The organism is Polynucleobacter sp. JS-Safj-400b-B2 (assembly GCF_018881975.1).
In the GTDB taxonomy this organism is placed as follows: domain Bacteria; phylum Pseudomonadota; class Gammaproteobacteria; order Burkholderiales; family Burkholderiaceae; genus Polynucleobacter.
On sequence record NZ_JACVPJ010000006.1, the window covers coordinates 39,891 to 66,466 of the forward strand.

A 26,576-nucleotide genomic window follows, 5' to 3' on the forward strand; every position below is an offset into this window, starting at 1 on the left:
ATGCTTATCTTCTCTTCATAAAGAAAACCAGCACATCACCCTCGATGGTGCTTGCTAGCAACTCATTACCAGTTTGCTTGGCAAATGCAGGAAAGTCATGAGCGGCTCCCGCATCAGTTGCCTTAATCTTTAAGACTTCGCCCGACTGCATGGTTGCCAAGGCCTTCTTGGTACGTAAGATAGGCAATGGGCAGTTCATGCCAATCGCATCTACCTCTGCATTAAAGGCAATATTCACTGGTTCACTCATTTGCTTGCTATCCAGTCTTTAACGCCATCTAAGGCCGCGCCCAACTTACTAGGATCAGTTCCACCAGCCATCGCCATTTCTGGTTTGCCGCCGCCTTTACCACCCACTTGCTGAGCAACAAAGTTCACGAGATCGCCCGCTTTAACTTTACCAATTGAATCAGCCGTCACGCCAGCAATCAAACTGACTTTATCGCCCTGAACTGAGGCCAACACAATGGCAGCTGTTTTTAACTTTGCCTTAAGTGCATCCATGGTTTCGCGAAGTACGCCAGCATCAGCGCCATCAAGTCGAGCAGCCAGCACTTTAATGCCATTCACATCAATAGCTTGACCAGCTAACTCATCACCTTGACTAGCTGCCAACTTAGAGTTCACTTTTTCTAATTCACGCTCAGCTTGACGCAGACTATCTTGAAGTTGCGCAACACGATTCACTAGGTCACCTGGATGGGTTTTGAGGATCGCTGCAGCTTCATTGATTTTGTCTTCTAAACCTTGTAAGAAGTGCAGTGCATTATTGCCAGTCACCGCCTCAACACGGCGAATACCAGCAGCAACGCCGCCTTCAGAAACAATCTTTAGGCTACCGATATCACCAGTGCGCCCTACGTGGGTGCCACCACATAACTCTTTAGAAGAGCCAATCTCCAGCACGCGTACCTCATCACCATACTTCTCACCAAAGAGCATCATGGCGCCAGTCTTTTGCGCATCATCCAAAGACATGACTTTGCCTGAGGTTGCAGTGTTTTCCAGAATTTCTTGATTCACGATATCTTCAATGCGGCGAATTTGTTCAGCAGTAATCGGTGCATTGTGCGTAAAGTCAAAACGGGTCTTCGTAGCGTCTACCAAGGATCCCTTCTGCTGCACGTGATCACCTAATACCTCACGCAATGCTTTGTGCAAGATATGAGTAGCGCTGTGATTGCGCATAATGTCAGTTCGCTGTTGGGTATCTACCAAAGCATTAAGAGAATCACCCACCTTGAGCTCACCTTCAAGAGCCTCTCCCTGATGACCAAATACATCGGCCTGGATCTTGAAGGTATCTTCGACCGCAAAGCGAATACTTTCATTGCGGAGCTCGCCTTTATCACCAACTTGACCGCCAGATTCTGCATAGAAAGGGGTGTTATCCAAAACGATGACCGCTGCATCTCCAGCCTTAACAGCAGATACTGCCGAACCATCCACATACAAAGCAGTTACTATGGCGCCCTCATGTTTAAGGGTGTCATAGCCATGAAACTGGGTTGGCTTGCCTTTGTAATCCAATCCTTGGGCTACCTTGAACTTACCTGCTGCCCTGGCTTGATCACGCTGCTTTTGCATCGCCACTTCAAAGCCTTCAGCGTCAACAGTCACGCCACGCTCACGACAAACGTCAGCCGTTAAATCTAACGGGAAACCAAATGTGTCATGTAAGCGGAAAGCAGTTTCACCATCGACTACTTTTGCACCACCAGCCAAAGCGCCATCTAAAATTTCCATACCATTAGCAATCGTTTGAAAGAAGCGCTCTTCCTCTTGCTTAATCACTTCACTGACTTTGTCTTGTGCTGCACGTAACTCTGGATAGGCTTCGCCCATTTCTTTAACAAGCGCAGGCACCAACTGGTAGAAGAATGGTTTGCGTGCACCTAACTTATAACCATGACGAATCGCGCGACGCGCAATGCGACGCAATACATAGCCACGACCAGCATTACCTGGAATTACGCCATCGACCACAATGAAACTACATGCACGGATGTGGTCAGCAATGACCTTTAATGAAGGACTTTGTGCATCACAGTTTTCGCCACCCGCCGCATCAACCGCATCCTTAGAAGCCTTAAGGAGATTGACGAAGAGGTCGATTTCATAATTGGAGTGAACATGCTGCAAGACTGCTGCAATACGCTCAAGACCCATGCCTGTATCAACACTAGGCTTAGGTAGCGGATGCATTGCACCGGCCTCGTCGCGGTTGTACTGCATGAAGACATTATTCCAAATTTCGATGAAGCGATCACCATCTTCATCAGGACTTCCAGGAGGACCACCAGGAATATGTTCACCGTGATCGTAGAAAATTTCAGTGCAAGGTCCGCAAGGGCCTGTGTCACCCATCATCCAAAAATTATCCGATGCGTAACGCGCGCCCTTGTTATCCCCAATGCGAATAATGCGATCCTCCGGCACACCAATTTGCTTATTCCAAATCTCATAAGCCTCGTCATCTTCCGCATACACGGTGACCAAGAGCTTTTCTTTAGGCAACTGAAATACCTGAGTCAACAAATCCCAAGCAAATTGAATGGCATCTTTCTTGAAATAATCTCCAAAAGAGAAATTTCCCAACATTTCAAAAAAGGTGTGATGACGGGCCGTGTAGCCTACGTTATCCAAATCGTTGTGTTTTCCACCTGCCCGGATGCACTTTTGGGCAGTCGTAGCACGGTTATAGGGGCGCTTATCAAAGCCCAAAAACACGTCTTTAAACTGGTTCATACCTGCATTTGTAAATAGCAGGGTTGGGTCATCCCCCGGCACTACTGGGCTGGATGGAACAATTTGGTGGCCTTTTTGGGCGAAGAATTCCAGGTAAGCCTGGCGAATTTGGGAGACTTTCATGGCAATAATTATCGCATTGGCACCTGTCTAGGGCAAACCCTAGACAAGATACCCATATCCTGCCTTACAATCGCACAACATCAATAAATCGACTAATAAGTCTGTAATTAAGGAGCGCAACTTGGAAATCCGCAATCAAAAAGATTTTGGGGCTGGCCTAATGTATATGGTCATTGGTCTCTTTTTCACTTTCATGGCCACCCAGCACCCAATGGGAACTGCTGCCAAAATGGGGCCTGGATACTTTCCCTTCTGGCTTGGCCTAGTAATGACAGCCCTGGGTTTAATCATCCTAGTGAAGTCACTCAGCGCTAAAGCAGCAATTGAAAAAATCCCTCCTTTCAATTGGAAGGTCATTGGCCTCATTACTGGATCTGTCATTGCATACGGCATCCTCTTGCCAACGATGGGCTTTATCGTAGCCGTGTTCGTTTTGGTATTTATGTCAGCCAGCGCAAGTCATGAATTTCATTGGAAAGGCACTTTAATTAATGCCATATTTCTGATTGTTTTCACTTATTCGGTATTTGTTCTGGGTCTGAAATTACAGTTCCCATTACTGCCTTTCTTTCTTCAATAACGTACCGGGATACTGAAAATGGACTTATTTGCTAATTTAGCTCTCGGTTTCGATACCGCTTTTACCTTACAAAATCTCTTGTACTGCCTGATCGGCTGCGTCTTGGGAACTCTGATTGGTGTTTTGCCAGGTCTTGGCCCTATCGCGACTATCGCGATGTTATTGCCAGCTACTTATGCCTTGCCTCCAATTGCTGCATTGATTATGTTGGCTGGTATTTACTACGGCTCACAGTACGGCGGCTCCACAACAGCAATTCTGTTGAACATCCCAGGAGAGACGTCCTCGGTGGTGACGGCGATCGATGGCTACCAAATGGCCAGAAATGGTCGAGCTGGCGTTGCATTGTTCACCGCCGGCATGGGCTCATTCTTTGCGGGTTGCGTGGCAACTTTAGTGTTGGCCGCTTTTGCTGCACCACTCTCACAACTGGCATTTAAGTTTGGTCCAGCTGAGTACTTCTCTCTGATGATCTTGGGCTTGATCGGTGCAGTTGTGTTGGCATCTGGCTCTTTGATCAAAGCGATTGGCATGATCGTCTTAGGCCTTCTAATGGGCTTGATCGGTACTGATGTTAACTCTGGTGTTTCGCGTTATGCGTTTGATATTCCTGAGTTGAGCGATGGTATTGGCTTCGTTGCAGTTGCGATGGGTGTCTTTGGTTTCGCAGAGATCATGGGTAACCTTGAGAAAACCGATGAGGATGAAGGCTTCCTTAACAAAATGACCACGATGATTCCTACCAAGGAAGACGTCAAGCGCATGATTCCCTCCATCTTGCGTGGCACAACGATTGGTTCAATTCTAGGCATCCTACCGGGCGGTGGCGCAGCACTTGCTGCTTTTGGCGCTTACTCAGTTGAGAAAAAATCTTCTAAGTACAGCCATGAGTTTGGTAAAGGCGCTATTGAGGGTGTTGCTGGCCCTGAATCAGCTAATAACGCTGCTGCTCAAACCTCATTTATTCCATTGTTGACTTTGGGTATTCCTCCAAATGCAGTGATGGCCTTGATGGTTGGTGCGATGACTATTCACAACATTCAACCAGGTCCTCAGGTGATGACCAGCAACCCAGCTTTGTTCTGGGGTCTGATCGCCTCCATGTGGATTGGTAACGTGATGTTGATTCTCTTAAACTTGCCCCTCATTGGTATCTGGGTAAAGCTACTGAAGATTCCTTATCGCTTCATGTACCCAGCCATTCTGGTTTTCTGCTGTATCGGTGTCTATACCGTAAACAATACTGTGTTTGACGTGTATGTGACCGCTGCCTTTGGCATCATTGGTTACCTCTTCTTCAAACTGGGTTGCGAACCGCCTCCATTGCTTTTGGGCTTTGTGCTTGGGCCAATGATGGAAGAGAACTTCCGCCGCGCATTACTGCTATCTCGTGGCGATTTCACTACCTTCCTAACTCGTCCACTGTCCTTGGGGTTGCTCATTGCATCAGCCCTGTTGGTAGTGATCGTGGCGCTGCCTGCAGTTAAGAAGACTCGCGAAGAGGCATTTGTCGAAGACTGATCGTTTTATGCCACACAGAAACGAGCCCGCAGCTGTTTGCGGGCTTTTTCTTTATGGGCTGGGGGTTTTCTCTACAATGTGACTATGTCCCAAGATAGCAAACCCTTTAAAGCAAATGCCGGCGCCGCAACTGAGCCATCCAATTTCTTACGCCAGATCATCGATCATGATTTGGCAAGCGGAGCTTTTTCACAGCGCACTAATTTAGCTGGGGAGCCGATTCCCTCCATCATCACTCGTTTTCCACCTGAGCCTAATGGCTATTTGCATATTGGTCACGCCAAAAGTATTTGCCTGAACTTTGGCTTAGCTGCTGATTACAACAATCAAGCTGGTGGCGCTCGATGCAATATGCGTCTGGATGACACTAACCCGGTAAAAGAGGATGTTGAATACGCCGACAGTATTTTGGATGCGGTGAAGTGGCTGGGCTTTGATTGGGGAACCAATCTGTATCACGCAAGTGACTACTTTGACAAACTGTACGAGTTTGCCGAGATCCTGATTCAAAATGGTAAAGCATATGTGGACAGCCAAAGTGCTGATGACATTCACACCAATCGAGGCAACTTTGGTCAAGCGGGAAAAAATAGCCCCTATCGAGATCGAAGCCCAGAAGAAAATCTACAACTGTTCCGTGACATGCGTGATGGCAAGTTCAAAGATGGTGAACATGTTCTCCGCTTGAAGATTGATATGGCGCACCCGAATATCGTGATGCGTGACCCTGTGGTTTATCGTATTCGCCATACCGATCATCATCGCACTGGCAGCAAGTGGTGTATTTACCCGCTTTATGACTTCACCCACTGCATCTCTGATGCCCTGGAGAATGTCTCCCACTCTATCTGCACGCTGGAGTTTGAGAACAATCGCCCACTCTACGATTGGATTGTGAATTCCCTAAAAGAATTGGGCGTCTTCAAAGATCCCGTACCGCATCAGTATGAGTTTGCTCGCTTAAATCTGACTTACACCATCACTAGTAAACGCAAGCTATTGCAACTAGTCGAAGAAAAACATGTTGAAGGCTGGGATGATCCGCGTATGCCAACCATCGTTGGTATCCGTCGTCGCGGCTACACCCCAGAAAGCATTCGTTTGTTCTGTGAGCGCATTGGCGTATCCAAAGCAGATAGCTGGATTGACATGAGTACCCTAGATCAAGCCTTGCGTGACGATCTAGAAGCAAAGGCACCGCGCGCGACTGCAGTGCTCAAACCCCTCAAGCTCGTGGTGGAAAACTTTGATGCCTCAGCAAAAGAAGCATGCTCTGCCCCACGCCACCCCAATCATCCAGAATGGGGCAATCGTGAATTTCATTTCACGCGTGAGCTTTGGATTGAGGCAGATGACTTTATGGAAGAACCCATTAAGGGATTCTTTAGACTCTATCCACCCATTGGCGATCAGCCTGGTAGCCGCGTACGTTTGCGCCATGGCTTTGTAGTGGAATGCACCGGCTTTGAAACTGATGCCCAGGGCAATTTGACCCAAGTCAATGTAACCCATTTCCCAGACAGTAAAAGCGGTACTGCTGGCTCCAACAATTACAAGGTTAAAGGCAATATTCATTGGATTAGCGCTGCTGAAGCCATCCCCGCTGAAGTGCGCCTATACGATCACCTCTTTAGTGACCCGCATCCAGATAGTGGCGATAAGAACTTCTTAGATGCAATCAATCCAAACTCTATGCAGACGATTAACGCTTACTTAGAGCCTTGTATGAAAGATGCTAAAGCCGAAGATCGCTTCCAGTTTGAGCGGCACGGCTACTTTGTTGCCGATAAGATCGATTCCAAACCTGGCAAGCCAGTATTCAATCGTACTGTTGGTCTGAAGGATTCTTGGAAATAGTTTTCAGAAAATGTCCTACGCTGGGATAGCGTAGCGGTGTTTTGAGTTCATGCAAGCGAGTGTTGGTCACGCGGCGTGATTCGCGCATAAAAGACCAGAGCATCGGGCTGACGATTTTTTGCAACTCACTTCCTGGTAATCGAGTTGGCCTCTCCAACCCAAAGGCATCAGCCACCTCATCGAAGTAATCACCCATCTTGGTTTCTCCTCCATCGCATGTATTGATGATGCGCTGGGGTTTGCCGTGATAGACGGCCGCACATACTAGCCGCGCTAAATCATCACTATGAATATGATTTGAGTAAGCATCTTCCTCTGGCAATAGCGCCGGTGTTTTTGCTTGGAGACGCTCAATCGGCAGACGGTCAGCAGCGTAAATCCCCGGAACACGCAGAATGGTTAAAGCCACCCCGTGAGCAGGCGCCCATAGACGAAGCATCCGCTCCGCATCAACCCTTCTTTGAGCGCGCTCACTTTGGGGGCTGACTGGGGTTGCCTCACTCACCCTGCCACCCCTGTGATCGCCATAGACACCGGTGGTGCTGATATAAATGAGGCGTCTGACGGTATTAGAGCCTTGGGCTAAAATTCGGAGTAAGTTGCGGGTTCGGCAATCGCGATTTCCACCATTTTGAGGTGGTGCCAAATGAATAACGGTTTGAGCTAAACCACTGAGGCGCCATAAGGACTCTGGATGATCCAGGTTACCCAAAATAGGGATCGCGCCAACCTCCCTCAGCTCCTGAAAGCGATTCTGTTGAGAAGTAAGAGCGTAAACACGATGGCTTCGCGAGAGCTGTTTAGCTACCCGAAGACCGATATCTCCGCAGCCAATAATCAGGATTGAAGGTTTACCAAAAGATTGCATAAGTAACATCGTAACGATTTATTGAAAGGAATGAGAGTGTCTTATAAAGTCACGCTCAAAACGAGCGGCAAACAATTTACCGTCAATCCAGATGAAAACCTTTTGGAGGCCGCCCTTCGTCAAGGAATCAATCTGCCCTATGGCTGTAAAAATGGTGCTTGTGGGTCCTGCAAGGGCAAAGTTTTAGAGGGCCAGGTGACCCATGGCCAGCATAGTGAAAGTGCTTTGAGCAAGTCCGATGAAACCGCTGGCGGCATTTTGTTTTGCTGCTCTCACCCCCAGTCAGATTTACTAATTGAAGCTCGTGAGGTCCAAGGAGCCGGTGATATTGCGATTCGTAAGGTGCCCTGCCGCGTTAATACCATTAGTAAGCCCAGTAATGATGTGGCCATTCTCAAACTCCAACTACCGGCTGCTGAACGCTTCCAATTCTTGGCTGGTCAATATTTAGAGTTTCTACTCAAAGACGGTCAACGCCGTGCTTACTCAATTGCTAACGGGCCTGTGCAAGAAGGTCCGCTGGAGTTGCACATTCGTCATCTGCCAGGCGGCCTGTTTACTGACTTTGTGTTTGGTGCCGTCACACCCGCATTAAAAGAAAAAGACATTCTTCGTTTTGAGGGCCCCTTGGGAAGCTTCTTCTTAAGAGAAGATTCTAAGAAACCGATTATCTTTGTTGCTGCTGGCACGGGCTTTGCCCCAATCAAATCGATCATCGAACAAATGCAAGCCAAGAAAATTCAGCGTCCAATTCATTTATATTGGGGCGGCCGTCGTCCAAGCGATTTGTATTTAGCTGATTTATGCAAATCCTGGGAAACAGTAATTGCCGGCTTTAAGTACATCCCCGTGATTTCTGAAGCCTTGCCAGAAGATGCCTGGCAGGGTCGTGTAGGCTTTGTCCACCAAGCTGTCATGGCGGACCATCCTGATATGAAGAATTTCCAGGTTTATGCCTGTGGCGCCCCAGTAATGGTCAATGCCGCCAGAAACGACTTTTCATCCAAATGTCATCTGCCTGAGGAAGAATTCTTTGCTGACTCCTTCACCAGCGCGGCAGATTTAGCAAGTGTTTAAATCCTGCGCCATTAATCCCATTTAGTTAGATAATAAAAACCTCATTCGACCTTATTGACCACTAAATCAGCATGAACAAGCCAGCCCAAGCCATCGACACCCATTCAGTAATGTTCATTACCTCACGTCCAGAGATCACCATGGTCGAGGGCAATGGTTCATGGCTAACGGATAACAATGGCAAACGCTATTTAGATTTCTTGCAAGGTTGGGCAGTAAATTGCTTGGGTCACTGTAATCCAGGAATGATTGAGGCACTCAATGTGCAAGCAAAAAAACTCATTAATCCAAGTCCTGCGTTCTATAACGAACCCATGATTGGCTTATCTAATCTGCTAACTCAAAACAGCTGCTTTGATAAGGTATTTTTTGCCAACAGCGGCGCTGAAGCCAATGAAGGCGCGATTAAGTTGGCACGCAAATGGGGTCAGCTAAATAAATCTGGTGCGTTTGAAATTATTACGTTTGATCACAGTTTTCATGGACGTACATTAGCAACAATGAGCGCTTCTGGTAAGCCAAACTGGGACACGATGTTTGCCCCACAAGTGGCGGGCTTTCCTAAAGCAGATTTAAATGATTTGGAATCCGTTAAAAAACTCGTCACCGATAAAACAGTAGCGGTCATGCTTGAACCGGTTCAAGGTGAGGGTGGCGTCATTCCAGCTGCTCCAGAATTTATGCATGAACTGCGTAAGTTCACCAAAGAAAACAATATTTTATTGATTGCAGATGAAGTGCAGGCTGGCTGTGGACGTACCGGCACTCTCTTCGCTTACGAAAACTACGGTATTGAGCCAGACATCATGACGCTGGGCAAAGGCATTGGTGGAGGCGTACCCTTGGCCGCTTTATTAGCAACTGATGCGGTAGCTTGCTTTGTACCGGGTGATCAAGGTGGTACCTATAACGGCAATCCACTCATGACTGCTGTAGGTATTAGCGTCATTGAACAACTCTTAGCCCCAGGATTTTTGGATAACGTCAAAGCCAAAGGCGAGTTACTCAAGTCTGAATTACTCAAGCTTTGTGCAGAATTTAATCTCGAAGGTGAGCGTGGCGCAGGCTTGTTGCGCGCGCTGATGCTTGGAAAAGACATTGGTCCAAAACTGGTTGAACTGGCACGCGATCGCAGTCCTGAAGGTTTGCTGATTAACTCACCAAGACCAAACTTATTACGCTTTATGCCCGCCTTGAATGTATCTGGTGATGAAATTCGTCAGATGTGTAATATGCTGCGCGAGTTACTCAAAGAAGTAGCTTAAAAAACTATCAGCCTACTCACCTAAGTAGGCTGCACGGACTCGGGAGTCTTCTAATAACTCTTTGCCGGACCCGCTCAGCGTTATTAATCCACTCTCCATGACATAAGCTCGGTCAGCCATCTGTAGTGCTAGGCGCGCATTCTGTTCCACCAGCAAAATAGTCATACCGCTACCCGATAGACCTTGAATCACATCAAAGATGGTTTCCACCATGATCGGTGAGAGCCCCATGGAGGGCTCATCTAGCAGTAATAACTTAGGCTGGGCCATCATCGCCCTACCCATAGCAACCATTTGCTGCTCACCACCCGAAAGAGTCCCGGCTAGCTGAGATAAACGTTCTTTTAATCTCGGGAAATAGGAATACACCTCTTCCAGTTTGCGCTCGATTTCTTTAGCATCCGACTGAAGGTAGGCGCCCATTTGGAGGTTTTCCAAAATAGTCATGCGTTTAAAGACGCCACGGCCTTCCGGAACCATGCCTAACCCTAAGCGCACCAATTCATGAGCCGGTAACTTTTTAGTTACATGATTTGCAAAATTAATTTCACCTGTAGATGGTGTCAGCAAACCTGCAATCGCTTTCAAGCTAGAACTCTTACCGGCGCCATTTGCGCCAATCAATGCAACGAGCTCGCCATGATTCACATGCAAATCAATTCCTTTGACGGCATTAATTCCGCCATAAGAAACTTTGAGATCCTTTACTGTTAATAGGGCACTCATTAAACAGCTCCCTGGCCAAGATAGGCTCTAATCACTTCTGGGTGAATGCGCACATCTGCAGGTTTTCCTGCGGCAATGACTTTGCCGTAATCTAGCACTGTTAGGCTATCGCAAATTCCCATTACCAAAGCCACATCATGCTCAATCAGCAGGATTGTTTTACCGTCAGCCCGGATACGCAATAACAATTCACGAAGCTCTAATTTCTCAGTAGCATTCATGCCAGCAGCTGGCTCATCTAGTGCCAAGAGCTTTGGCTCTGTAGCTAAAGCCCTTGCTATTTCAAGGCGGCGCTGGTGACCATATGAAAGGTTGCGTGCCTCCATCTGAGCAAAATCACTTAGTCCCACGTAAGCCAATAGCTGCATCGCTTTATCTCGTATCGCTCGCTCTTCACGCCTAGTAGACGGAAAGCGGAAAATTGCGCCCAGTAACCCCGCCCTAGTTCGACAGTGACACCCCACCATCACATTTTCAAGAACAGACATTTCGCCAAAAAGACGAATATTTTGGAATGTTCTAGCCAAGCCAGATTTAGTCACTTCAGATACTGACTCTGGAAAATACGATTTGCCATCAAACAAAAAGATTCCAGAGTCTGCAGGATATAAACCGGTGACGACGTTAAAGAAAGTAGTCTTACCGGCACCATTAGGGCCAATCAAGCCAACAATTGATCCTTGAGGCACTTGTAAGCCAACAGAATCTAGCGCCTGTAGGCCTCCAAAGTGCTTAGAAACATCTGTCACATCTAAAAGCAATGCAGTAGTCATTTGCTACCTCCACGCTTTTGCCAAATGCCACCTGGGCGATACAGCATGATCAAAATCAAAGCTAGGCCATAAATTAATTGACGGATGATCTCTACATCGACAATGACATGGCCAAATAGAAACTGTTGCACCGGTTGCGCAATACCGCGCAAGACTTCCGGAAACACTGCCAAAAGAACAGCCCCTAAGATCACTCCTGGAATATGGCCAATACCGCCTAGAACAACCATAGCTAGGACCACAATCGACTCCCAGAGCGTAAACGATTCTGGGGAAACAAAGCCTTGAAAGGCAGAAAATAGTACGCCTGCCACTCCAGCGAATGAAGCGCCGATTGCAAAGGCAAGTAATTTCATATTACGGGTATTGATACCCATTGCTTTAGCTGCAATCTCATCTTCACGAATTGCAATCCAAGCACGTCCGATGCGTGAGTCCTGTAAATGCAAACAAACGATCGCCACCGCAATCGCCAATAGCAGAAATAAATAAAACACCAAATACAAACCGGGGATTTGGATGAAGCCAAAATCTAAAGGCTTGGTAAATGAGATGCCAAATAGGTGAATGGGATCTATGCCGGAAATTCCCTTGGGGCCGTTGGTAAGATTTAAAGGACGATCTAAGTTATTCATGAAGATGCGAATAATTTCACCGAAACCTAAAGTAACAATTGCTAAATAATCACCGCGTAACTGGAGTGTCGGTAAACCTAAGATCAAACCAAATAAGGCGGCCAAAATAATCGAGAACACCGCAACCATCCAAGGAGAAAAATGCATTCCCTCTGGGAACGTGGCTGCAATAGTTTCAAAATGCGTTGGTAAGTGTGGAGAAGCCAATAAGGCGTAGCTGTATGCGCCTAGAGCATAAAAAGCGATGTAACCTAAATCCAAAAGGCCTGCAAAACCCACAACTACATTCAAGCCCAGGGCGAGAACGATATAAAGCAAAGCAAAATTGAGCACCCGCACCCAATAGTTACCGCCACCAGCACCAACGATCCAAGGCAAAAGAACTAAAGCAATCAATCCAAGCCATAAGTAGGTAGAACGACTAAGTCGATTGACAACAAAAATCTTATGCACGATCTGAAACTTTCTCACCCAACAAACCAGTAGGTCGGAATACCAATACCAAGATCAAAACCAGAAATGCAAAAATATCTTGATAGTTTGAGCCAAACACTCCACCAGTAAGCTCACCGATATATCCAGCACCCAAAGATTCAATTAAACCCAGAAGTAGTCCTCCCAGCATCGCACCCTGTAAATTTCCGATGCCCCCAAGGACGGCAGCAGTGAAAGCTTTGAGGCCAGGAATGAAGCCCATATAAAAATGGACATTGCCATAGTTACTCGCAATCATGACGCCCGCTAAACCTGCCAGAGCCCCACCCAGCATAAAAGTAATGGAGATCACACGATTTGGGTTAACCCCCATTAGTGCAGCAATTTGAGTTTGCTCAGCAGTAGCCCGCATCGCTCTGCCAAGTTTTGTTTTTTCCACCAAGAACAGTAAGCCTGACATCACTGCCAATGCCACTATGATGATCACAATTTCCTTACCGGTAATGGTGGCACCACTTCCCCATAAATCAATTGGAGCAGAAGGCAACAACTGTGGATAGGTCATGGGATTACGCGACCAAATCATCATTGCAATGGTTTGCAACAAAATAGACATGCCGATGGCCGATATCAGCGGCGCTAAGCGTGGCGCATTTCGTAGGGGGCGGTAAGCAATTCTCTCGATCCAATAACTTAATCCTGCGCAAACCGCCATGGTCACAGGCAATACGATTAATAGCGTCAGCCAACCCGGCAAATCGCTAGTTAAATTCAGAATCATACGTAAGAGCGACAACGAAACCATTGCGCCAATCATTAATACTTCGCCATGTGCGAAATTAATAATCCCCAGCACGCCATACACCATGGTGTAGCCCAACGCAATCAAAGCGTAGATGCTGCCAAGCACTAAGCCGTTAATGATCTGTTGAAGAAGGATATCCATGCGGGGAGAGGATTTATTGTGTCTTAATAAAAAAATAGCACCGCATGAGCGGCGCTATTTTTGATTCAGGGGTCATTACATCTTAATAACTTCAAGAACTGTTTTCTTTTTATCCTTGAAGTCGTACAAGGTAATCACACCCTCTTTCATATCACCTTTGTTATCAAAAGCAATATTACCGATCAAGCCCTGCATTTTTGTATCAGGCATAACAGCCAAAATCTTTGCGGGATCAGTTGAGTTTGCACGCTTCATAGAATCCACCAAGACATATACAGCGTCATAGGTGAAAGGTGCATAAATCTGTACATCAGAGTTAAAGCGCTCTTTGTAACGCTTCTGGAAATCAGCTCCTTGAGCCATCTTTGATAAAGCCATGCCCGCTTCGGAGCAAGTCACATTGACAACAGCCTCACCAGCCAACTCAGCAAGCTTCTCAGTACACATACCATCACCACCAACTACCTTAGCTTTAATACCCAACTCAGCCGCTTGCTTAGTTAATGGACCCCCGGTAGCATCCATGCCGCCGTACATAATGACATCAGGTTTGCTACCTTTAATCTTCGTCAAGATAGCCTTGAAATCAGTAGCTTTGTTGTTGCTGGCCTCACGAGTCACCACTTTAACGCCAGCAGCTTTTACTGTTTTCTCAAACTCATCGGCCAAACCTTTACCGTACTGGGTGGAGTCATCAATAATGGCTACAGTCTTTGCCTTTAAATTATTGACAACGTAATTAGCCAGTGCTGGACCCTGTTGAGCATCGGTTGCCACTAAGCGATAGGTTGTTTTAAAGCCTTGCTTGGTGTAGTCAGGATTAGTTGCAGACGGAGAGACCTGGGTAATACCTGCATCGCTATAAATACGTGATGCCGGAATACTTGTTCCAGAATTGAGGTGACCGACTACTCCAACCACCTTAGCATCCACTAATTTTTGTGCGACTTGCGTAGCCGTCTTTGGATCTTCAGCGTCATCTTCAGGAACCAAGGTCAGAACTACTTTTTTTCCATCAATCGTTAAGCCTGCTTTATTAATTTCTTCAAGCGCGAGTCTGGCGCCATTCTCATTGTCCTTACCTAAGTGGGCAATAGGTCCGGTGAGAGGAGCAACGTGACCGATCTTTACTTCAACGCCATCAACCGGGGCTGTTACAGACTTATCGCCACCTTTGCCACAAGCAGTCAGCAGCAAAGCTGAGGCCGCCATAGCAAGGGCACTGCTTGTAAAAGTAATGTGTGATTTGATCATGTATGGCTCCTCTGTTATGAATGGATACTTTAATCAACTAAATTTTTAGGCAATGAAAAGGTGACGTCCTCAACTACACCATCAAGAGGACGTACGGTTCTTGGTCCAAACTCCTGGATGCGACTGACAATAGACTGAGCCAAACTTTCTGGAGCGGATGCTCCCGCAGTTAACCCAACCCGTTTTTTACCAACAAACCATTCTGGCTTAAGTTGGTCGGGGGCATCAACCATGTAAGAAGGGATGCCAAGCTTTTCAGAAAGTTCACGCAGACGATTGGAGTTTGAGCTCGTCGCACTTCCCACCACAATTACCACCTCAACCTGAGGCGCCATGAATTTCACAGCATCTTGTCGATTCTGAGTGGCATAACAAATATCTTGTTTTCGGGGCTGAACAATATTAGGGAACTTTTTAGTTAATGCTTCTACGATTTCTTTGGTCTCATCTACTGAAAGCGTTGTCTGGGTAACAAATGCAATCTTTTCATCAGTCGGAAATGTCAAAGCGTCCACATCACCGAGCTTCTCAATCAAGAAAATGCCTTCTTTGACCTGTCCCATAGTGCCCTCAACTTCAGGGTGTCCTTCATGACCAATCATCAACACTGTAAAGCCATCTTTGCACATCTTTACCACCTCAAGGTGAACCTTAGTCACCAATGGGCAGGTGGCGTCATATACTTGCAGCCCTCTAGCCTCAGCATCCTTGCGAACTTCCTGAGAAACACCGTGCGCACTAAATACCACGATGCCGCCCTTAGGAACTTCATGCAATTCATCTACGAATACTGCGCCTTTATCACGCAACTCGTTCACAACATAAGCGTTGTGAACAATTTCATGGCGTACATATATAGGTGCGCCAAAACGATTGAGCGCCTCATTAACAATATTGATCGCACGATCTACGCCTGCGCAAAAACCACGAGGCTGAGCCATCAAAATTTCTGGGTTATTGAAATCGCTCATGGTTTACAAAATCGCCACAATCTCTGCTTCAAAACTTATTGGTCTTCCCGCCAAGGGATGGTTAAAGTCAAACCAAGCCCCCTCTTCATTAATCGATTGCAATACACCCGCGTATTGAGCGCCACCCGGCGCATTGAACTCAATCACATCACCTGGATTAAATTCCACGTCGTCATCACGGCCTTCTTTAAGCGCCTTTAGGGATACCCATTGCACTAAATCTTCTTTGCGCTCACCAAAACTTTCTTCGGGTGCAAGCAGCGCACTTTTTTTCTCGCCAACACCTAAGCCCAACAAGACATTTTCAAAACAAGGAGCAAATTGTCCAGATCCCATCAAAACCGTCGCAGGGCGATCAATAAAAGTGTTGATGTAATCCTCCCCGCTGGGCAAAGTGAGCCGGTAGTTGAGAGTCAAAAAGGAATTAGGCAAAACGGTAAGCTTAGTCATAAGGTGATTGTATCTAGGCCTGCGCTAGCTGTGCACTCCCCAATCACAGGTTGGCCCAAAAATGAGCAGCCCCGAGAAAAGCTGCGCTTAAATGGCGCTGCGTCTCTTTCTGATGCTGAGCTACTTGCTATCTTTTTGCGGGTAGGGGTAAAAGGTAAAAGTGCTGTTGCCCTGGCTAAAGATCTACTGCACCATTTCGGAAGCTTGCCCCGCCTTCTGGTTAGCTCCCCTGAAGAATTTACCCGAATACACGGTATGGGACTCTCCAAATGGTCTCAAATTCAAGCGGCATATGAGCTTGTTAAACGTAGTCTAGAAGACGGTCTAAGCCAAGATTCCATTTTTTCATCGCCGAACCACGTTAGAGAGTTCTTACAAGCCAAAATTGGCCGCCTTCCCCATGAGGTATTTCTGTGCCTCTATTTGGACTCACGCCTGCATTTGATTGAATGTGACGAGCTTTTTAGGGGCTCTATCGCCCAAACAGCCATCTATCCCCGAGAAATCCTCAAAGAGGCCCTAGCTAAAAATGCCAGCGCCCTAATCGTGGCTCATAACCACCCTAGCGGCAATCCATTACCCAGCAATGCAGACCAAGAACTCACAAAAATACTGGCGAACGCCCTACAACTGGTAGATATTCAGTTACTCGATCATTGTATTGTGAGTGGCAGTGGTTTTTTCTCTTTTTCGGACTCTGGCCTTATGGGTAATATCAATAAATGATAGTAATTACTAACTTATGTACCAAAATGACACCCGGTCATATAGTTTATTTTCAATTCCTTCTCATGAAAGCTATTTAGGGCTAGCCCAAAATGGGCTGAGACTGATACAATCTTCTTTTTTCGCAATTAATGGAGTTATGTCATGGCAAAAGTTTGCCAAGTCACTGGGAAGAAGCCGATGGTTGGCAACAATGTATCCCATGCAAACAATAAAACGAAGCGTCGCTTTTTGCCGAATTTGCAAAACCGTCGTTTCTGGGTTGAATCTGAAAACCGTTGGATTAGCTTGCGCTTAACCAATGCTGGTTTGCGCGTTATCGACAAGAACGGCATCGATGCTGTGTTGTCTGATTTACGTGCACGTGGCGAAATTTAAGGAGCGCACAAATGGCTAAAGGCGGCAGAGAAAAAATCAAGTTAGAGTCATCAGCAGGTACTGGTCACTTTTACACAACTTCAAAAAACAAGCGTACGAAGCCTGAGAAAATGGAGATCATGAAGTTTGATCCTACTATTCGCAAGCACGTTGCTTACAAAGAAACAAAGCTGAAGTAAGGTATTCATTTAATACTTACTTCCAGTAAATAAAAAACCCGCTACATCAGCGGGTTTTTTAATGTCTAGAAATTGATTTAAGCGTAACGACGTAGACGCAAAGAGAACTCACGCAGACTTGATAGGCCACTTTCTTCTGCGTGCTGACACCAAGTGTGCAACTGAGAAAGTAATTGCTCTTTTGTGGCACTAGAGCGGCCCCAGATGGCCTGGAGATCACGACGCATCTCAATCATTTTGCGAAGCTGCGCATTGCTGGCCATGAGCTCTTCTAACTTTGCCTTCTCTTCTGCACTCAGGCGTGATTCATCTTTAGCCAACCAAGTACGAGCATCACCTAGATGCGCTGCCAAGACTTGCATATGCTGAACTTCATTATTGAAAAAGCGGCGCAATGTCTTGCTGTAACGCGCCATAATTTCATAGCGATTCGCAATGATAGCTTCAAGAGTGTTTTGATCGGCAGGACGCAAGTCACTTAATACTGGCTTGGGTGGAGTCTTCTTCACAGTAGCCAAACCAACTGCACTCATCATCTGGATATACATCCAGCCAATATCAAACTCATACCATTTATTAGATAGCTTCGCACTGGTTGCGAAAGTGTGATGATTGTTATGTAACTCTTCGCCACCAATTAAAATACCCCAAGGCACAATATTTCTGGAGGCATCTTCACAGTCAAAGCTGCGATAACCCCAATAGTGGCCTATACCGTTAATAACACCAGCAGCAGTAATTGGGATCCACAGCATTTGCACCGCCCAAACAGTTAACCCAACCGCACCAAACAAAAACACATCAACGATAAGCATGATGGCAACACCCTGCCATGAAAACTTGGAATAAATGTTGTGCTCAACCCAGTCATCTGGCGTGCCATGTCCAAACTTGTTTAAAGTCTCTTGATTGGCCGCTTCTTTTTTGTAGAGCTCAGCGCCTCGAGAGAGAACAGTGTTAATTCCTAAAACCTGTGGGCTATGTGGATCGTCGACTGTCTCACATTTGGCATGATGCTTGCGATGAATCGCAGCCCATTCTTTGGTAACCATACCTGTGGTTAGCCAGAGCCAAAAACGGAAAAAATGAGAAACGATAGGATGCAGTTCTAAAGCACGATGCGCCTGGCAGCGATGCAAGAAGATAGTGACTGCTGCAATCGTGATGTGAGTGACTATCAGAGTGAAAACGATAATCTTCCACCAAGACCAATCCAAATATCCATTGGCTAGCCAATGGAGAAACAAATCAAAACCTGAAGCTATACTCAAAAGGGAATCCCTAAAGAGGTCTAAAACCTTATTTTAGTTCTTTAGGCGCCTTCTTGTTTTTGACCTTAGTCTCTTTTTCATCGCCTATTTCAGACTTGGGAGCTAGAGCAGCAGCTTTCTTTTGGAATACCGCCCCAAAGAAGCCATCTGTTCCGTGAATATGTGGCCATAACTGCCACCAAGGATTATCCGAGCTGCAGCCCATGGGTAACTTATCCTTTGGAAACAATGGTTTAAGCACTTCTGCAGCGGGAACAGCCTCAAATTGTGGGTGTTTTACCAGGAAATCCTCGGCAATAGCTTGATTTTCTTGGGGTAGGAGGCTGCAAGTGGCATATACCAATCGGCCTCCAGGCTTCAATAAACGAGCGGCGGAAGTCAAAATATTCATTTGCTTCTGGTTGAGCTCCAAAACTCCCTCAGGGGTTTGGCGCCACTTCAGGTCTGGATTGCGTCGTAGAGTACCCATTCCACTACAAGGGGCATCAACCAATACACGATCAATCTTGCCGGCCAAGCGTTTGATTTTGGCGTCGTTCTCACTATCAATCCAAACCGGATGGACATTTGAAAGGCCGCTACGAGCCTGCCTTGGCTTCAGATTTGCTAAGCGACGCTCTGATGTATCTAAAGCATACAAACGTCCTGTGGAGCGCATGATCGCTCCAATCGCCAAAGTCTTACCGCCGGCACCAGCGCAAAAGTCTACGACCATCTCGCCGCGCTTAGGTGCAAGTAAGTAAGCCAAGAGTTGACTGCCCTCATCTTGCACTTCAAACATGCCCGCCTTAAACCCTGCAGTATTTTGTAAAGCAGGCTTACCCATAATGCGCACACCATCAGGTGCATATGGCGTTGGGATCGCTTGATAGCGACCGCCTAATGCATTCATCTGCGCGAGTAATTCTTCGCGGTTGGTTTTCATGGTGTTCGCACGCAAATCTAAAAGTGCTGGGTGCATTAATGACTTAGCTAACTCTTCGCGAGTTTCCTCACCAGGATACTTACCAAATGCATCCCACAACCACTCTGGTAAATTGTTCCGCACGAGAGGATTTAATGCTGCAGGATCAACCGTTGCAAAACGTTGTAGCCACTCATATTCACCCGTCTTCAGTACATGCGCTAAATCAGCAATTGCGCTCTCTGCACGATTAGCGGAACCAAGCCCACCTTCAGATAGAGCAGACAGCAAACCCAATAGGGCTAAGCGTCTAGCCTGAGAGCCTTCACCACTTGAAGCGAATTGGGAGAATTCATTTTTACGACGCAAAATGGCGAACGCGCTCTCAGCAATCAAAGCACGATCGCGATTTCCAAGTTGTTTCTCTTCTCTAAAATAACGACTGACTACTCGGTCGGCTGGTTGTTCAAAACTAAGCAATTCGGGGAGTAAACGCTCAAGATGAATCGCATGTTGTGGCAATGCTTTCGCATTAGAGAAATTCTTTTGACCTTCTGGCGCAATTAAATTACCGCTAGCATTGCGACGCTCGGGACGACGCAGCGGATCTTTCGATTTCGTTGCGTAACTTTTGTGGGGGGCTAGTCTGCTACCAGATCTGCGGGGTGGACGTTCTGCACTCATAATTTAAAAAATTGCGACTCCGGGGGTTGTAACTTCACTTGATTACCATCTATGCGCAATCGTCCATCAAGGAACCATTTTACGGCCCGCGGGTAAATTTGATGCTCAGCAGCCAAAACACGGGCAGCTAAGGTGTCAGCATCGTCACTTTCTAGCACCGGAACCGAGGCCTGACAAATAATGGGGCCCTCATCCACGCCCTCATTCACAAAGTGAACAGTGGCACCATGCTCCTTTACCTCCGCCTCCAAAGCCCGCTCATGGGTGTGCAAACCAGGGAAGGCAGGCAGCAAAGCAGGATGAATATTGATCAATCGCCCCTCAAAATGACGAATAAATCCTGGTGTAAGAATTCTCATAAAGCCGGCAAGAACCACCAAATCAGCCCCTAAGGCATCAATCTGCGCAATTAAGGCCGCATCAAAGGATTCGCGGGTCGGATGCGCCTTATGATCAATGGCAAAGGCTGGAATACCCTGGGAGCGAGCAAAATCAAGGCCCTTGGCCTCTGAATGATTCGCTATGACCCCGGCAAATGTAACTGGCCATTGCTCTTTTTGAGCTGTTTTGACAATGGCCTCGAAATTAGATCCGCGGCCGGAGATTAAGGTGACGATAGAAGGCATGCCCACAATATAATTGATGGCTACCCTGAAAGCGATTTTGTGAACGTATTCCGTGGACCCACCCAGTTTTCTGCAGGACCAGCTTGTGCCCTAACCATCGGTAATTTCGATGGGGTGCACAGGGGTCATCGCGCCCTGCTTAAAGAGCTTGTTGATGGTGCCAAAGAGCGGGGACTGGTCAGTTGCGTCATGACCTTTGAGCCACATCCAAAAGAATTCTTTTCTCCAGAACAAGCGCCACCCCGCATTTTGAATCTGCGCGATAAATTAGCCGCTCTTGCTGAGCTCGGAATTGATCGCGTTGTTGTTGAGCATTTCAACTCTGCTTTTGCGAAACTCTCTCCTGAAGAATTTGTTTCAGAAATTATTGTGAAAAGACTCAATGCTAAATGGATCTTGATTGGTGATGATTTCTGCTATGGTGCAAAGCGCACTGGTAACTTTGCTAGCTTAAAAGCTGCTGGTGAAAAATATGGTTTTGAAGTCTCTAGCATTCAAACTATTCAACAAGATGGTGAACGCATCTCTAGCTCAGCATTACGTACCGCTCTTGCAAATGGAGACATGGAATTAGCTGAAAAGTTATTAGGTCGCCCCTACGGAATTTCTGGCCATGTTATACATGGTCAACAACTTGGACGTCAGCTGGGTTTCCCGACTTTGAACTTAGCCGTTGCAAACCATCTACATCATCGCAAGCCAGCAACGACTGGCATCTTTACTGCGCAAGTTTTAGGCTTAAGTGAAAAGCCTTTGCCTGCGGTAGCCAGCCTGGGCGTTAGGCCGACAGTAGAGGATGAAGGCAGGGTTTTACTTGAGACCCATATTTTTGATTACAACGCAGATGTCTACGGAAAAATTATTACCGTAGAGCTATTAGAAAAAATCCGTGATGAGGCGAAGTACCCAGACCTCGAAACCCTTACACAAGCGATTGCAGCAGATGCAGCGCATGCCAGAAATTATTTCCAGAAAAAAGCTTATGTCTGAAAAAGAAAACTCTTATCCCGTTAATCTACTAGATACTTCCTTTCCAATGCGAGGAGATCTAGCCAAGCGTGAGCCTCAGTGGGTTGCTGGATGGCAAAAAAATAAGCTCTATGAAAAGATTCGTGCAGCACATGCAGACCAGCCAAAGTTCATTTTGCATGATGGCCCTCCTTATGCAAACGGCGATATTCATATTGGTCATGCAGTCAATAAGATTTTGAAAGATATGATCGTCAAGTCTCGCTGGCTCATGGGCTTTGACTCTGCTTATGTTCCTGGCTGGGATTGTCATGGCATGCCGATTGAAATTCAGATTGAAAAAGAATTTGGCAAGAACCTACCAACCGCTGAAGTGCAAGCTAAAGCGCGTGCCTATGCTCATGTTCAAGTGGAAAAACAGAAGAAAGATTTTGAACGCTTAGGTGTATTGGGTGACTGGAATAACCCCTACCTCACTATGAACTTCCGCAATGAGGCTGATGAAATTCGCGCCCTTGGGAAGATCTGGGAAAAAGGATATGTCTTCCGTGGATTGAAGCCAGTGAACTGGTGTTTTGATTGTGGCTCGGCGCTAGCTGAAGCGGAAGTGGAATACCAAGATAAAACTGACCCAACGGTGGATGTTGGCTTTGCCTTTGATGATGCACAGCGCCCACAGCTGGCAAAAGCATTTGGACTTGCCGAGCTACCAAATAAACCAGGTCAAATTGTCATCTGGACAACAACCCCTTGGACCATTCCTGCTAACCAAGCGATGAATGTCCACCCAGAACTTACTTACGCTTTAGTAGATGTTGGCAACAAGTTATTAATTCTGGCAAAGGACCGAGTTGAGATTTGCCTGCAAGACTATGGCCTAGAAGGCAAAGTGATTGCCACTTGCCAGGGCTCTCAATTGGCAAATATTTCTTTCTGGCATCCGCTAGCACCATTACACGAAGGCTATAAACGACTCTCACCAATCTATCCCGCAGAGTACGTTACGCTCGATACAGGCACCGGCATTGTTCACTCAGCGCCTGCCTATGGTGAGGAAGACTTTAAATCCTGCAAAGCCAATAAGCTTGCCGATAAGGACATTCTCAATCCAGTGATGGGCAATGGAGTGTACGCATCATGGTTACCACTCTTCGCTAATGAATACATCTGGAAAGCAAATCCAAAGATTGTTGAAGCCATGCGTGAAGCTGGCAGCCTCTTGCGCGACAAAACCTATACCCACTCTTATATGCATTGCTGGCGCCATAAATCGCCCATCATTTACCGTGCAACCTCACAGTGGTTTGCAAGCATGGATAAGAAACCATCGGATGGTAAAGCCAGTTTGCGCGAGACTGCTTTAGCGGGAATCGATAGCACTGAGTTCTTCCCAGCATGGGGCAAACAACGCTTAAGCAGCATGATTGCCAATCGCCCCGATTGGACTCTGTCACGTCAGCGCCAATGGGGCGTCCCAATGGCCTTCTTTGTCCACAAAGAAAGTGGTGAACCACATCCACGCACCGTTGAACTGCTTGAAGAGATCGCTAAGCGCGTCGAAAAAGAAGGTATTGAAGCTTGGCAAAAACTCGAAGTTGCTGAACTACTGGGTGAAGAAGCTGCGCAATACGAGAAGAACCGCGACACCCTAGATGTTTGGTTCGACTCTGGCACAACCCATTGGCATGTCATTCGTGGATCACACCGTAACGAACTACTCACTGCAGATGCAGAAACGCCCAATGGTCGTTTGGCAGATCTATACCTAGAGGGATCAGACCAGCACCGCGGTTGGTTCCACTCCTCATTACTTACTGGCGCCATGCTGGATGGCAAGCCGCCATACAAGGCACTCCTTACCCACGGCTTTACAGTCGACGGTCAAGGGCGCAAGATGAGTAAGTCTGTAGGTAATGTCATTGCGCCTCAACAAGTTGCCGACAAACTCGGTGCTGAAATCATTCGCTTATGGGTTGCCTCTACCGACTACTCAGGTGAAATGACGATTTCAGACGAGATTCTCAAACGCGTTACCGAGAGCTATCGTCGTATTCGCAATACCTTGCGCTTCCTGTTGGCTAACTTATCGGATTTTGATCCAAGCAAGCACTCCATGCCTGCCGATCAATGGCTTGAGATTGATCGCTATGCAGTTGCTCTTGCCAATCAATTACAGAATGATGTTGAGGCTCATTACAAGGCATATGAATTCCAACCAGCAGTGGCTCGCATACTGTCCTTCTGTTCCGAGGATTTGGGCGGCTTCTATTTGGATATTTTGAAGGACCGTCTCTACACTAGCGCACCAGACTCTCCTGACCGCCGCGCTGCGCAGAACGCCCTATTTCACATCACTCGCAATCTTTTAAAGTGGCTATCTCCATTCCTCTCCTTCACCGCAGAGGAAGCTTGGAAAGATTTTCCGCATGGCACAGGAAGTAAGCCTGCTGAATCCATCTTTATGGAAGAGTTTGGTAAGTTCCCTGAAATTACACATGCTGATGAGTTACTTGCTAAATGGGATCGTATTCGTGAAATTCGTTCAGAAGTGACTAAGGCAATTGAGGTTGAGCGCGAAGCAGGCAATGTAGGCTCATCGCTGCAAGCTGAGCTCACGATCAAAGTCGGTGATATTGATTTCGCCATCCTGCACTCATTAGAAGATGATTTACGCTTTGTAACCATCACCTCTAGCGCCAATATTGAACTCAGCAACGAAGGTCTGGAAGTTTTGGTACGCGGTAGCCAATACAAGAAATGCGGTCGCTGCTGGCATCACACCAAAGATGTAGGAAGCAATGCCGACCATCCAGAATTATGTGGTCGCTGCATTAGCAACTTATTTGGTGATGGTGATCACCGCCTCTTCGCTTAAGAAATCCCATATGAAAAGTCTTGCTCTGCCTCGTTATCTAGCAATTGCTGTCATCGTGCTATTGCTAGATCAACTGAGTAAGTGGTCCGCACTCAGTAATTTGCAAATGGGTGCCCCTGAACCGGTTCTTCCCTTTCTAAACTGGTTACTTCTCTTCAATCCCGGTGCAGCATTTTCATTTCTGGCGCAGGGCTCTGGTTGGCAGCGCTGGTTCTTCACCATTCTTGGGCTAGCAGCATCCGTTTACATTATTTGGATGCTACATAAAGACCAAAACGATAAGCTCCTCTGCATAGCGCTGAGCCTGATTCTGGGTGGCGCACTGGGGAATGTCTTGGATCGCATGATGTATGGCGCTGTAGTCGACTTTATTGATGTCTATTACGGCAACTGGCATTGGCCCGCTTTTAATATCGCGGATAGCGCCATCTGCATCGGTGCTGCCCTCATTATTTGGGGTGAATTACGCAAGTCATTTGGCAAATCCGCCCAATCCCATTAAGCTGACGCCATGCAATCACTTATTAATAAGAAGATCGTTCTCGGAATCTCTGGTGGGATAGCGGCCTATAAGGCCCCAGAGCTTGCACGCCAACTCATGCAAGAAGGTGCCTCAGTACAAGTAGTCATGACTGAAGCTGCGCAGCAATTTGTAACGCTAGTGACCATGCAGGCGCTCACAGGCAATCCGGTTTACGTGAGTCAATGGGATAGCACCATTCCAAATAATATGCCTCACATTGAGTTATCGCGTTCTGCAGATGCCATTCTGATTGCCCCTGCAAGTGCTGATTTGATGGCCAAGCTTTCTCTGGGCTTAGCTGATGACCTATTGACTACCTTATGCCTTGCAAGAGATTGCCCTCTATTACTCACGCCGGCCATGAACAAGCAGATGTGGGAACATGCGGCTACCCAAAGAAGCGTCAAACGACTTGCAGACGATGGTGTTACCCTTCTTGGGCCTGCCAGCGGCTTCCAAGCTTGTGGCGAAGTGGGCATGGGCAGAATGCTCGAGCCCGCCGAAATCACTGAGCAAGTTATTGCCTTCTTTCAGAAAAAATCATTGCCCGGCAAAAAAGTATTGATTACTGCAGGTCCCACATTCGAGGCGATAGATCCTGTGCGCGGCATCACCAATCACAGCTCAGGCAAGATGGGCTTTGCAATTGCAAGGGCTGCGGTTGAGGCTGGCGCTCAAGTCCATTTAATTGCTGGGCCATGTGATCTCAGTACCCCACTTGAAGCTACCGGACAAATTACCCGCACCAATGTCGTTAGCGCCAAAGAAATGCATGCAGCCACTCTGAACGCAGCTGACTGCGATATTTTCTTCGCAGTCGCCGCCGTTGCTGACTGGGGGATTGCTAAGCCTGCCAATGAAAAGATTAAGCGCCAAGGTAACCAAGCGCCTCATCTTGAGTTTTCAGCCAATCCAGATATTCTGCTCGATATTGCCAAAATAGTGAAAACTAAAGGTGGTAAGCCATATCCTTACTGCGTAGGCTTTGCAGCCGAGTCCACTGATTTAGAAAAACATACTGATGAGAAGCGACAGCGCAAAGGTATTCCGATGATTGTTGGCAACATTGGTCCCGATACATTCGGCAGCGACCTGAATCAATTACTCGTGATGGATGCCAGCGGTAGCAAAAAAATTGCTAAAGCAGAAAAACTACATTTAGCCCGCCAGCTTATTCAGCTTGTAGCCAAGAAAATTTAATTCCCCCGTTTT

General features: G+C 46.9%; 25 protein-coding genes. 12 read left to right on the top strand and 13 right to left on the bottom strand.

Annotation, left to right across the window (positions count from 1 at the left end):
- Positions 1 to 4: 4 nt before the first annotated feature.
- Both ICN48_RS08275 and alaS read right to left on the bottom strand, forming a co-directional pair.
- Positions 5 to 250 (bottom strand): sulfurtransferase TusA family protein, encoded by a 246-nt coding sequence (locus tag ICN48_RS08275; RefSeq protein WP_216863775.1) that lies wholly within the window; start codon positions 248 to 250, stop codon positions 5 to 7.
- Complete coding sequence (gene alaS, locus ICN48_RS08280) at positions 247 to 2,871, bottom strand: alanine--tRNA ligase (RefSeq protein WP_216153235.1); 2,625 nt, start codon at positions 2,869 to 2,871, stop codon at positions 247 to 249. The genes ICN48_RS08275 and alaS overlap by 4 nt, the downstream gene beginning before the upstream one ends.
- Positions 2,872 to 2,992: 121 nt before the next feature.
- On the opposite strand from alaS, the gene ICN48_RS08285 reads away from it, so the two are divergent.
- The 3 genes from ICN48_RS08285 (at position 2,993) to ICN48_RS08295 (ending at position 6,829) form a co-directional block, all read left to right on the top strand.
- On the top strand, positions 2,993 to 3,451 hold the full coding sequence (locus ICN48_RS08285; protein WP_216153236.1) for a tripartite tricarboxylate transporter TctB family protein: 459 nt from the start codon (positions 2,993 to 2,995) through the stop codon (positions 3,449 to 3,451).
- Between the two features lie 18 nt (positions 3,452 to 3,469).
- Positions 3,470 to 4,972, top strand: coding sequence for a tripartite tricarboxylate transporter permease (locus ICN48_RS08290; protein WP_215358500.1), 1,503 nt, complete (start codon positions 3,470 to 3,472; stop codon positions 4,970 to 4,972).
- An 84-nt stretch (positions 4,973 to 5,056) separates the two neighbouring features.
- Entirely contained in the window at positions 5,057 to 6,829 is a 1,773-nt protein-coding gene (locus ICN48_RS08295) for a glutamine--tRNA ligase/YqeY domain fusion protein (protein ID WP_216153237.1), read from the top strand.
- Here ICN48_RS08295 and ICN48_RS08300 read toward each other — a convergent pair.
- Positions 6,792 to 7,697, bottom strand: coding sequence for an SDR family oxidoreductase (locus ICN48_RS08300; RefSeq protein ID WP_216153308.1), 906 nt, complete (start codon positions 7,695 to 7,697; stop codon positions 6,792 to 6,794). The genes ICN48_RS08295 and ICN48_RS08300 overlap by 38 nt on opposite strands.
- Positions 7,698 to 7,733: 36 nt before the next feature.
- Between ICN48_RS08300 and ICN48_RS08305 the strand changes: the two genes are divergently transcribed.
- Complete coding sequence (locus ICN48_RS08305; RefSeq protein WP_216153238.1) at positions 7,734 to 8,774, top strand: 2Fe-2S iron-sulfur cluster-binding protein; 1,041 nt, start codon at positions 7,734 to 7,736, stop codon at positions 8,772 to 8,774.
- A gap of 71 nt (positions 8,775 to 8,845) precedes the next feature.
- A complete protein-coding gene (locus ICN48_RS08310) occupies positions 8,846 to 10,039 on the top strand; it encodes an acetylornithine transaminase (RefSeq protein ID WP_216153239.1) in 1,194 nt (397 codons plus the stop codon).
- A gap of 12 nt (positions 10,040 to 10,051) precedes the next feature.
- On the opposite strand, the gene ICN48_RS08315 is transcribed toward ICN48_RS08310, so the two are convergent.
- The 7 genes from ICN48_RS08315 to ICN48_RS08345 form a co-directional block, all read right to left on the bottom strand.
- Positions 10,052 to 10,765 carry an ABC transporter ATP-binding protein gene (locus ICN48_RS08315; protein ID WP_216153240.1) on the bottom strand — a complete coding sequence of 238 codons (714 nt, stop codon included), beginning with the start codon at positions 10,763 to 10,765 and terminating at the stop codon, positions 10,052 to 10,054.
- Complete coding sequence (locus ICN48_RS08320; RefSeq protein WP_216153241.1) at positions 10,765 to 11,538, bottom strand: ABC transporter ATP-binding protein; 774 nt, start codon at positions 11,536 to 11,538, stop codon at positions 10,765 to 10,767. Before ICN48_RS08320 ends, ICN48_RS08315 begins: the two co-directional genes overlap by 1 nt.
- A complete protein-coding gene (locus ICN48_RS08325; RefSeq protein WP_216153309.1) occupies positions 11,535 to 12,617 on the bottom strand; it encodes an ABC transporter ATP-binding protein in 1,083 nt (360 codons plus the stop codon). The genes ICN48_RS08320 and ICN48_RS08325 overlap by 4 nt, the downstream gene beginning before the upstream one ends.
- A 1-nt stretch (position 12,618) precedes the next feature.
- Positions 12,619 to 13,554, bottom strand: a complete 936-nt coding sequence (locus ICN48_RS08330; RefSeq protein ID WP_216153242.1) for a branched-chain amino acid ABC transporter permease — start codon at positions 13,552 to 13,554, stop codon at positions 12,619 to 12,621.
- 75 nt (positions 13,555 to 13,629) lie between these two features.
- Complete coding sequence (locus ICN48_RS08335; RefSeq protein WP_216153243.1) at positions 13,630 to 14,808, bottom strand: branched-chain amino acid ABC transporter substrate-binding protein; 1,179 nt, start codon at positions 14,806 to 14,808, stop codon at positions 13,630 to 13,632.
- A 29-nt stretch (positions 14,809 to 14,837) separates the two neighbouring features.
- Positions 14,838 to 15,779: a 4-hydroxy-3-methylbut-2-enyl diphosphate reductase gene (ispH, locus tag ICN48_RS08340; RefSeq protein ID WP_216153244.1), complete on the bottom strand. Its 942-nt coding sequence runs from the start codon at positions 15,777 to 15,779 to the stop codon at positions 14,838 to 14,840.
- 3 nt (positions 15,780 to 15,782) lie between these two features.
- Positions 15,783 to 16,229 (bottom strand): peptidylprolyl isomerase, encoded by a 447-nt coding sequence (locus ICN48_RS08345; protein WP_216153245.1) that lies wholly within the window; start codon positions 16,227 to 16,229, stop codon positions 15,783 to 15,785.
- 3 nt (positions 16,230 to 16,232) lie between these two features.
- On the opposite strand from ICN48_RS08345, the gene radC reads away from it, so the two are divergent.
- The 3 genes from radC to rpmG all read left to right on the top strand — a co-directional run bounded on the left by radC (position 16,233) and on the right by rpmG (position 17,512).
- Positions 16,233 to 16,955, top strand: coding sequence for a DNA repair protein RadC (gene radC / locus ICN48_RS08350; protein WP_216153246.1), 723 nt, complete (start codon positions 16,233 to 16,235; stop codon positions 16,953 to 16,955).
- A gap of 144 nt (positions 16,956 to 17,099) precedes the next feature.
- A complete protein-coding gene (gene rpmB / locus ICN48_RS08355; protein ID WP_011903570.1) occupies positions 17,100 to 17,333 on the top strand; it encodes a 50S ribosomal protein L28 in 234 nt (77 codons plus the stop codon).
- An 11-nt stretch (positions 17,334 to 17,344) separates the two neighbouring features.
- Complete coding sequence (gene rpmG / locus ICN48_RS08360; RefSeq protein WP_015421876.1) at positions 17,345 to 17,512, top strand: 50S ribosomal protein L33; 168 nt, start codon at positions 17,345 to 17,347, stop codon at positions 17,510 to 17,512.
- Between the two features lie 77 nt (positions 17,513 to 17,589).
- Here rpmG and ICN48_RS08365 read toward each other — a convergent pair whose 3' ends face one another.
- Genes ICN48_RS08365 through purN form a run of 3 tightly spaced genes read right to left on the bottom strand, consistent with a single transcriptional unit; the run spans position 17,590 to position 20,997 of the window.
- Positions 17,590 to 18,783 carry an acyl-CoA desaturase gene (locus ICN48_RS08365; RefSeq protein ID WP_216153247.1) on the bottom strand — a complete coding sequence of 398 codons (1,194 nt, stop codon included), beginning with the start codon at positions 18,781 to 18,783 and terminating at the stop codon, positions 17,590 to 17,592.
- A gap of 28 nt (positions 18,784 to 18,811) precedes the next feature.
- The gene (locus ICN48_RS08370) at positions 18,812 to 20,371 is read right to left on the bottom strand and encodes an RsmB/NOP family class I SAM-dependent RNA methyltransferase (RefSeq protein WP_216153248.1); all 1,560 of its coding nucleotides are present in this window, start codon (positions 20,369 to 20,371) and stop codon (positions 18,812 to 18,814) included.
- Positions 20,368 to 20,997 carry a phosphoribosylglycinamide formyltransferase gene (gene purN, locus ICN48_RS08375; RefSeq protein WP_216153249.1) on the bottom strand — a complete coding sequence of 210 codons (630 nt, stop codon included), beginning with the start codon at positions 20,995 to 20,997 and terminating at the stop codon, positions 20,368 to 20,370. The genes ICN48_RS08370 and purN overlap by 4 nt, the downstream gene beginning before the upstream one ends.
- 39 nt (positions 20,998 to 21,036) lie before the next feature.
- Here purN and ICN48_RS08380 point away from each other — a divergent pair, with 39 nt between their 5' ends.
- The 4 genes from ICN48_RS08380 to coaBC are packed head-to-tail and all read left to right on the top strand — an operon-like array spanning position 21,037 to position 26,564.
- Entirely contained in the window at positions 21,037 to 21,987 is a 951-nt protein-coding gene (locus ICN48_RS08380; protein ID WP_216153250.1) for a bifunctional riboflavin kinase/FAD synthetase, read from the top strand.
- Entirely contained in the window at positions 21,962 to 24,841 is a 2,880-nt protein-coding gene (gene ileS, locus ICN48_RS08385) for an isoleucine--tRNA ligase (protein ID WP_370624188.1), read from the top strand. Before ICN48_RS08380 ends, ileS begins: the two co-directional genes overlap by 26 nt.
- 10 nt (positions 24,842 to 24,851) lie before the next feature.
- Positions 24,852 to 25,343 carry a signal peptidase II gene (gene lspA, locus ICN48_RS08390; protein ID WP_216153252.1) on the top strand — a complete coding sequence of 164 codons (492 nt, stop codon included), beginning with the start codon at positions 24,852 to 24,854 and terminating at the stop codon, positions 25,341 to 25,343.
- Between the two features lie 9 nt (positions 25,344 to 25,352).
- The gene (coaBC, locus tag ICN48_RS08395; protein ID WP_216153253.1) at positions 25,353 to 26,564 is read left to right on the top strand and encodes a bifunctional phosphopantothenoylcysteine decarboxylase/phosphopantothenate--cysteine ligase CoaBC; all 1,212 of its coding nucleotides are present in this window, start codon (positions 25,353 to 25,355) and stop codon (positions 26,562 to 26,564) included.
- Positions 26,565 to 26,576: the final 12 nt, after the last annotated feature.